Raw genomic sequence first — 7,057 nt, forward strand, 5'->3', positions numbered from 1 at the left:
ATATGATCACACTGAGTCTGTTTTCGATTACTGAGTACTTTGCTGGCGGGTAACCAATAATTTCACCATCTGTCTCTACGAAAACCTGCTGGTCAGTAAAGAGCTCGAAGGTCCGGCACTGCGTATAATGAGCCGCTTCTCTGCTGAAAATATTCCCGGTATATAGCGAGGGAATCATACCAAGTAGTTTTAAGCGGGGAACCGCGTCGATCATGGCAATACTTAAGATACCATCATCGGGCTTGGTCTCCTTGCCAAAGTACATTCCACCGCCGAAGTACGGTGATTTATACACTGTCAAATTACTCAATTTCTGGCCCTTAATTTTTTCCTTATCGAGATTGATATCGCAAAGGAGTTCATTAAACTGCATCAGGGCCTTGAAGCCGGAAATCAGGGCGGCGGCATCGACGCTGAAGCGTTTGAGTAGTTTGGTGATATTTCGGGCGGTATTGAATTTTTGTATCGCGAGGCTAATAACTCCGACACTGGAATTATTAAGGAAATATCTCACCACAGAAGATCCATTGAGATCGCGGCATTCTACTTTGCAGATATCGATGGTATGTGGTTGGTCTGATAGCAGTCTCTCCAACAGATTCAGACGCTTGGGGAACCGCTTCTCGAAGTCACAACTGCTCCCGGCACCCAGAAAAATGATTTGAAGGTCGCCTGGCGGCCCGTGATCATCCCTGATGAGACCCTGGAGGACTTCATTGAGGGTGCCGTCTCCTCCGAATACGGCGATCCGTCTGTAGCCCTTTGCGATGAGAGCCAACGAGATCTCAGCAGCGTGGCCGGGATAGCGGGTCAGTTGGTATTCAAACTGAAGTGCCTGCTCTCGGAGTTGAGTTCTGAATTTTTCCCATCTGCGGGCAGCCAGACCCTCACCCGCGGCTGGGTTGCAAATGATAAATGGCTGGCTCAATTTTGTTTTATTCATGAGAGTGCAATAACTGAACCTTAGAAAACGCAGAATTTCCCGCTTAGTTTTTAGATCAAGCTGTCAAAAAGGCTTTGAAGACCTACAACACCTTCAGCGGTCATTCACTCACCAACGTCACACCAGGTAGCCTTTTTCAGCCATCAGTCCGTAGCGGTTGAGAATGTCGCCCGTGGCCGAGATGATCTCGGATGATAGGTACCTGCCGCTGTGAAGCCTCGGTCCCTGCAGTTTCCGTGCGGCTGCCCCGAAGGCACAATAATGGTCGATGGCCTTGCCTGCATTGGCAAAAGGATTCCCGCTGGGTACGTCCTGAACCAGTGCCAATATCTGTGACATAGCATCTGACAACCTGGTAGAAAGCCTTTCAGCCTCCACCCTGGCAGTTGTTTTTTTCGAATCCTTGATGATCGCTGCCAGCTGCTCGGGAAAGGTGTTGGCCGAGCTGAGCAGAAGACCGTCGTATGGTCCCCCTGCGCTTTTCAGCCATCGGATATAGTCGCTTTCCGTCCCCCGAACGAAGAAAATCCCGCTATCACGGAACCTGCCCGAGAGTGCGATGCGATCACTACCGCTGGTATCCTTGAAGAAAATGAAATTGTCAAACTGGGATGCAAGGGCCTCAAAGCTCTTCGGATCTACCTCGTTGCCGGTTACCTGTGGCAGTTGATATAGCGCGATGGGGACTCCCCTGCTCATTACCTGCGATAGTCCGGCATGGATAGCCTCTTGTGAGAGCGACTTGCCTTTCGGCGGGCACACCGTGAAACCGCACACACGCGCTGCAGCCAGAGACTCCGTGACCGACTCCTCGCCGCTGATCTGCTTGAGGAAGGCCAGTGAATCGGCTATCGACTGCAGCATCGCTTCCGGGTCGGTTTCCAGGATACCGACCAGAATTCGGGCCCCGGAAGCCTGGGCCATCCGTACACTGAAGGTCAGCACCTCCGCTTTCTGTGAAGCGTCAAGTTCCCATCCGTCCCCGGTTGATCCGGGGATAAGATACCCGCGAATCCATGCCCGCAGGTACTCCGCGTGCCGGGCCATGCGCGCAGTATCTATGCTGCCGTCATCCTGATAGTGGGTCAACAGCGGACACCAGAGCTCCGGAACCCCGTCCGGGAAAAGAGTCCTTATCAGTTGCTTCCGCAGGGTGTGGGTTGTATCCATCGTATCTCTCTGCCAGGTATTAAACTGGATTGATAGGGTTCCGGGAATGACAGGTTTTATCGTAGTACCGTAGCATGATCATTCAAAGTCCTGCTATCTAGCTGCCCGGTCTTATCAGCAGGCGCTAATGCTCCCCTCGGAGCGTCGTAGGTTCAAAATTAATGTATTAAGCCATTAACTTGACAGAATCCAGTTGCAGCCTGGTTCGGACGGAGTGCTGCTGTTCGCCGTCCCGGTATTTGCCAGTCCGATGGTCCTCAACCTGGTCAGTAGTGGAAATCGTGCTGTGTGCCCCTTAGTTTTTAGCCCAAGTTCTCCAACCCATTCTGAAGATAAACGGCTGCACGGGGATTATATTGACATCTTGGCCTATCGCTTGTTATCATTGATCACAGGGAGGTATGGCCAGATCAGGTGTTGCAGCATATCAGCATATGCTATAGGAGATCATAGTGCTGATGACCAGCATATTCGCCGGTTAGTGCCGGTCATTCAATATTGGAGTTATTTGTCATTAAATATGTGGTCTTTAGTCATTTATATGTGCATATGAAAAATGGAGATAGCTATCGCAATAAGGGACTTATGAATGAAACCCCTATTTACCAATGATGCAGTTGTTCTCGGCATCTTAATATGCATCTTAGCATTTGTTTTCAAAACCTCTCATAGTTCTAACGCTTTCTGGAAAAAATTCTATACTTACGTACCTTCGTTATTATTGTGCTATTTTATTCCTTCGGTTCTGAACTCGGCGGGCATAATATCCGGAGAGCATTCCAATTTATATTTTGTCTCTTCCAGATTTTTATTACCTGCCAGCCTGATCCTGCTGACATTAAGCATCGATCTTAAGGAAATCATGCGTCTGGGGCCAAAAGCGCTGACTATGTTTCTGGCCGGTACTGCTGGCATTGTTATTGGAGGGCCGATTACAGTCCTGATTTTTTCCTATCTTGCGCCCGACATTGTTGGCGGTACTGGCCCAGATGCCGTCTGGCGCGGACTGGCAACTGTTGCCGGAAGCTGGATTGGTGGCGGAGCCAATCAAACTGCGATGAAAGAAGTTTTTGGTGTGAGCGATAATCTTTTTGGAGCCATGATTACTGTTGACGTAATTGTGGCGAATATCTGGATGGCATTTCTTTTGTATGGCGCCGGGATTTCAAATAAAATTGATGTATGGTTTAAGGGAGATACTTCCGCCATTGAAAGAGTACGTAAAAATATCGAAGATTATCGTGCCGGTATTGCACGTATTCCCAGCCTGACGGATGTTACTTCCGTGTTGGCAGTCGGTTTTGGTATTACTGCCATAGCTCATTTTGGCTCAGATTTAATAACACCTTTCATTGTCGAAAATGCTCCCTTTTTGGAAAGATTCAGTCTGACCTCTCCTTTCTTTTGGATCGTAGTCTTTGCAACCACGGGAGGCTTACTGCTTTCCTTTACCAGAGCTAGAAAATTGGAAGGAGTTGGCGCTTCACGGTACGGTAGCTTACTATTATATGTTTTAGTTGCCAGCATTGGGATGCGGATGGACATTCTGGCTATTTTTAAGAGTCCGCAATTGTTTTTAATAGGAATTGTATGGATGCTGATTCATGTCAGTATCATGTTGTTAGTTGGTAAGATAATTCGAGCACCATTTTTCTTTGTGGCGGTAGGAAGCCAAGCCAATATTGGTGGGGCGGCTTCTGCACCCATAGTTGCCTCCGCCTTTCATCCGGCCTTGGCGCCTGTGGGCGTATTGCTGGCGGTAATGGGATATGCTCTCGGCACCTACTGCGCCTGGATTTGTGGGATACTGATGCAGATGGTTGCCCCGTGAATATTGCCGACGACTCGCTTTGTCGTGCTATTACCGGCATATCAGCGGATCACTCTCACAACCGGGACGAAGCAAGGGCCTTTCCCCAAACAGCTCCAATGGAAGGACCCGCGACTTGTGGTATTCCTCCACGGTTCACCGATTAAGGATAGCAGACAGTTGACTTGGAACGGGGCAGTGGTTAAGATGGACTGCATAAGATAGTCGTAGCGATCGGGAATCCGATAATGTCCTGAAATTGTCTGGAACATAACTTGTTTAGCTAAAAAGGTAACATAATGAGCTTATTTATAGATCCAAAAACCCTCACAATGGGGGCTATCGTCACATTAGCGCTTTTCGGCTGCGTGGCCAGCGGACCGGGCAAAGCAACTATTACCAGAATCCTATTCGGCCATACTCCTGATGGAAGACCGGTTGATCTTTTTACGTTGACCAACGCGAACGGCATTGAAGCGAAGATTACCAATTATGGCTGCATTGTCGTTTCACTGAAGGTTCCTGATCGGAATGGGCAGCTTAATGATGTTGTACTGGGGTACAATACTCTCGAAGAGTACCTTCAGAATAACCCCTATTTTGGCTCGATTGTCGGCCGCTATGGTAACCGCATTGCGAGGGGTAGATTCGTGCTGGATGGGGTGGAGTATACGCTCGCTACCAATGATGGTGAAAACCACCTGCATGGGGGGTTGAAGGGATTCGACAAGGTCCTCTGGCAGGCCGAGGAAATCTCCAGCAAGGATGGTCCCGCTCTCAAGCTCACCTATTTGAGCGGGGATGGTGAGGAAGGTTATCCAGGCAACTTATCTGTCGAGATGGTCTACACGCTGACTAATGCGAACGAGCTTAAGATTGACTATTTCGCAACCACGGACAAAAAGACGATCGTCAATCTCACGCATCACTCCTATTTTAACCTCGCCGGTGCCGGCGAAGGCGACATCTTGGGGCATGAGATGATGATTAATGCCGACCACTTCGTACCGGTTGGGCCGGGATTGATACCGACGGGCGAGGCACGCAGCGTTGAGGGCACACCCCTGGACTTTACCAGCCCCACACCCATCGGGGCCCGGATTAATGAGGATGATGAGCAGCTGCGGGTTGGCGGCGGCTATGACCACAATTGGGTATTGAATAATTATGACGGTTCGCTGAGGCTGGCCGCTCGGGTTTACGAGCCCGCTACCGGACGCGTGCTGGAACTGCATACTACTGAGCCCGGTATGCAGTTCTATTCCGGTAACTTCCTGGACGGAAGTAACATTGGCAAGGGCGGAAAGGTATACCAGTACCGCTCGGCTATTGCCCTTGAAGCGCAGCATTATCCCGATTCACCCAACAACCCGCAGTTTCCATCGACGGTCCTGGAACCGGGTCAGGAATACAGGCAAACAACGGTCTATAAGTTCTCTGCCGAATAGCAGCGCTTCACGTATGGGCTCAAGCCGGAGTACTTGTTCGCCAGCAGATCGGGCTGAGTCCAGCGGCCCACCTGGGGATCGTCCCGGAGGATTCCCCTCGGAATAATACCGCGCGCCGAAGACTAGCCCTCCCTGCTCGCTTCGCGAGGCCGACTCGCCGTAGACGGCAACGCCGAAGCACTCCCTTAAAAGGGAGAGAACCCGGCCCCTGCCGGGAAGGGAGGGTTATTCTCCCGCTCGGGAACCCGTTTGTCGGCGGGTCCACCTGTGTCCACCTTCCCAGCTCTGGATCGTCCCTTAGGGATCCCTTGGGCATAGTAGCGGGCGCCGAAGTAGTAGAGGTTACTCATACTTAATTAACACGAACTCACCATCCTGGAGATCATAGGTAACATTTCTTTTCTCTGAGATGAAGTCTTGATCCAAATCCAAATAAAGAAACACAAGTTCTAACTCCTTGTCCTCGTCAATATTTACGAATGAATAACCATTATCTACATGTTTCTTCGTTTTTACATCATATACCCATATTTCATAAGGTGGAGAATGAAAAACTAGCTTAAATCCATCTTCTTCCTGTAAATAGATAAATATAGAACTTCCATCTTCAGTGCCAAAGTTTACAATTAAATCATTCACACTATCTTGATTGATATCTAGTGATTGAGGCATACTGGGCCAGTCATCATGATACCAATTAGATTTTAAAACAATATTATATTCTTGATCAAGAACGAGGAAATTCCAGTTAGTAAAATCCTTCCGGATTATTTGTCCGTAATTAACTATGAAGTAATTCGGCAACTCCTCAAGCTTGTAGACGCTATAACAACAAACACTTGAATCTGATAAAACGTGATTCTGTTTAATCCTGGCCAACTCATCTTGCTCAATTTTCCCTATTAATTCTATTTGCGGTAATGATTCCTCGACCTGTTGCCCCGTTATTGCGGCCTGATTATTAGAGCTATAAATAGAAACTATAAAAAAGATAAATATTGGATGAAAAAGACAGCTTATTTTCAAAATCATTAACTTGTTTCCTTTCTTCGATATTGTTAAACCATCTGCACATAGTTGTTACATAATGGATTTATAATTACTACCCATAGACTTATCACCTATAAATACACGCTAGTTTCACTTTAACCTTGGCTTATAACAAGACAAATTTCTTTCTCAAGCATTTACACCTTAGGTTCATCTATCTTAGTTCTGCCAACTCTTTTTCCAACACCTTAAGAATATGTTCCATTTGTTCCTCTTGTAGGGCTTTAACGTCAGTGATTGGGATTGGCCTCCTCCCCTCTTGATTTCACTATACGGTAAAGGCCATGTTTGCTTGCCACCTGGGTCCACATACTTTAGCGGATTATCCAACCCGTACACGTACGGGCTCCAGCCGGGGTAGTCCTGCCACAGGGGGTCTGTTTGGGCAAAACGCCCCGCCGGGGATCGTCCCGTAGGGATTCCTTCGGGATAGTACCGCGCCCCGAAGTAGTACAGGCCGAATTCGGTGTCCTCTTCTTTTCTACTGCCCCTCAGTGGCCCTTTTTAGTACCGGTCCCTTCCCAACCATACCGCCATCTCGCCCTTACCACGGTGCGCCCAAGCGTAGTAAGGAATCACCATAAAGTCCTGTTCCGACTTTGCCAGCAGGTTGCCGTCAGCGTCATATTGGGCACC

Annotated in this window: 8 protein-coding genes; 2 read left to right on the forward strand and 6 right to left on the reverse strand. The window is 48.6% G+C overall.

Annotated elements, in window-relative coordinates:
* Together ACETWG_12210 and ACETWG_12215 are read right to left on the reverse strand one after the other, a co-directional pair.
* On the reverse strand, positions 1-943 hold a 943-nt coding region (locus ACETWG_12210), incomplete at its 3' end, for a diacylglycerol kinase family protein (protein ID MFB0517350.1).
* Positions 944-1,060: 117 nt separating this feature from the next.
* Positions 1,061-2,113 (reverse strand): dihydrodipicolinate synthase family protein, encoded by a 1,053-nt coding sequence (locus ACETWG_12215; GenBank protein ID MFB0517351.1) that lies wholly within the window; start codon positions 2,111-2,113, stop codon positions 1,061-1,063.
* 589 nt (positions 2,114-2,702) lie between these two features.
* Here ACETWG_12215 and ACETWG_12220 point away from each other — a divergent pair.
* Positions 2,703-3,944: a DUF819 domain-containing protein gene (locus ACETWG_12220; GenBank protein MFB0517352.1), complete on the forward strand. Its 1,242-nt coding sequence runs from the start codon at positions 2,703-2,705 to the stop codon at positions 3,942-3,944.
* A gap of 278 nt (positions 3,945-4,222) precedes the next feature.
* Entirely contained in the window at positions 4,223-5,371 is a 1,149-nt protein-coding gene (locus ACETWG_12225; GenBank protein MFB0517353.1) for an aldose epimerase family protein, read from the forward strand.
* Positions 5,372-5,556: 185 nt separating this feature from the next.
* On the opposite strand, the gene ACETWG_12230 is transcribed toward ACETWG_12225, so the two are convergent.
* The 4 genes from ACETWG_12230 to ACETWG_12245 all read right to left on the reverse strand — a co-directional run bounded on the left by ACETWG_12230 (position 5,557) and on the right by ACETWG_12245 (position 7,030).
* Positions 5,557-5,721 carry a hypothetical protein gene (locus tag ACETWG_12230; protein MFB0517354.1) on the reverse strand — a complete coding sequence of 55 codons (165 nt, stop codon included), beginning with the start codon at positions 5,719-5,721 and terminating at the stop codon, positions 5,557-5,559.
* Positions 5,714-6,403 (reverse strand): hypothetical protein, encoded by a 690-nt coding sequence (locus ACETWG_12235; GenBank protein MFB0517355.1) that lies wholly within the window; start codon positions 6,401-6,403, stop codon positions 5,714-5,716. The genes ACETWG_12230 and ACETWG_12235 overlap by 8 nt, the downstream gene beginning before the upstream one ends.
* A 177-nt stretch (positions 6,404-6,580) precedes the next feature.
* The gene (locus ACETWG_12240; protein MFB0517356.1) at positions 6,581-6,916 is read right to left on the reverse strand and encodes an RHS repeat-associated core domain-containing protein; all 336 of its coding nucleotides are present in this window, start codon (positions 6,914-6,916) and stop codon (positions 6,581-6,583) included.
* Positions 6,917-6,925: 9 nt separating this feature from the next.
* The gene (locus tag ACETWG_12245) at positions 6,926-7,030 is read right to left on the reverse strand and encodes a hypothetical protein (protein MFB0517357.1); all 105 of its coding nucleotides are present in this window, start codon (positions 7,028-7,030) and stop codon (positions 6,926-6,928) included.
* Positions 7,031-7,057 lie beyond the last annotated feature (27 nt).

The organism is Candidatus Neomarinimicrobiota bacterium (genome assembly GCA_041862535.1).
Classification (GTDB): domain Bacteria; phylum Fidelibacterota; class Marinisomatia; order SCGC-AAA003-L08; family TS1B11.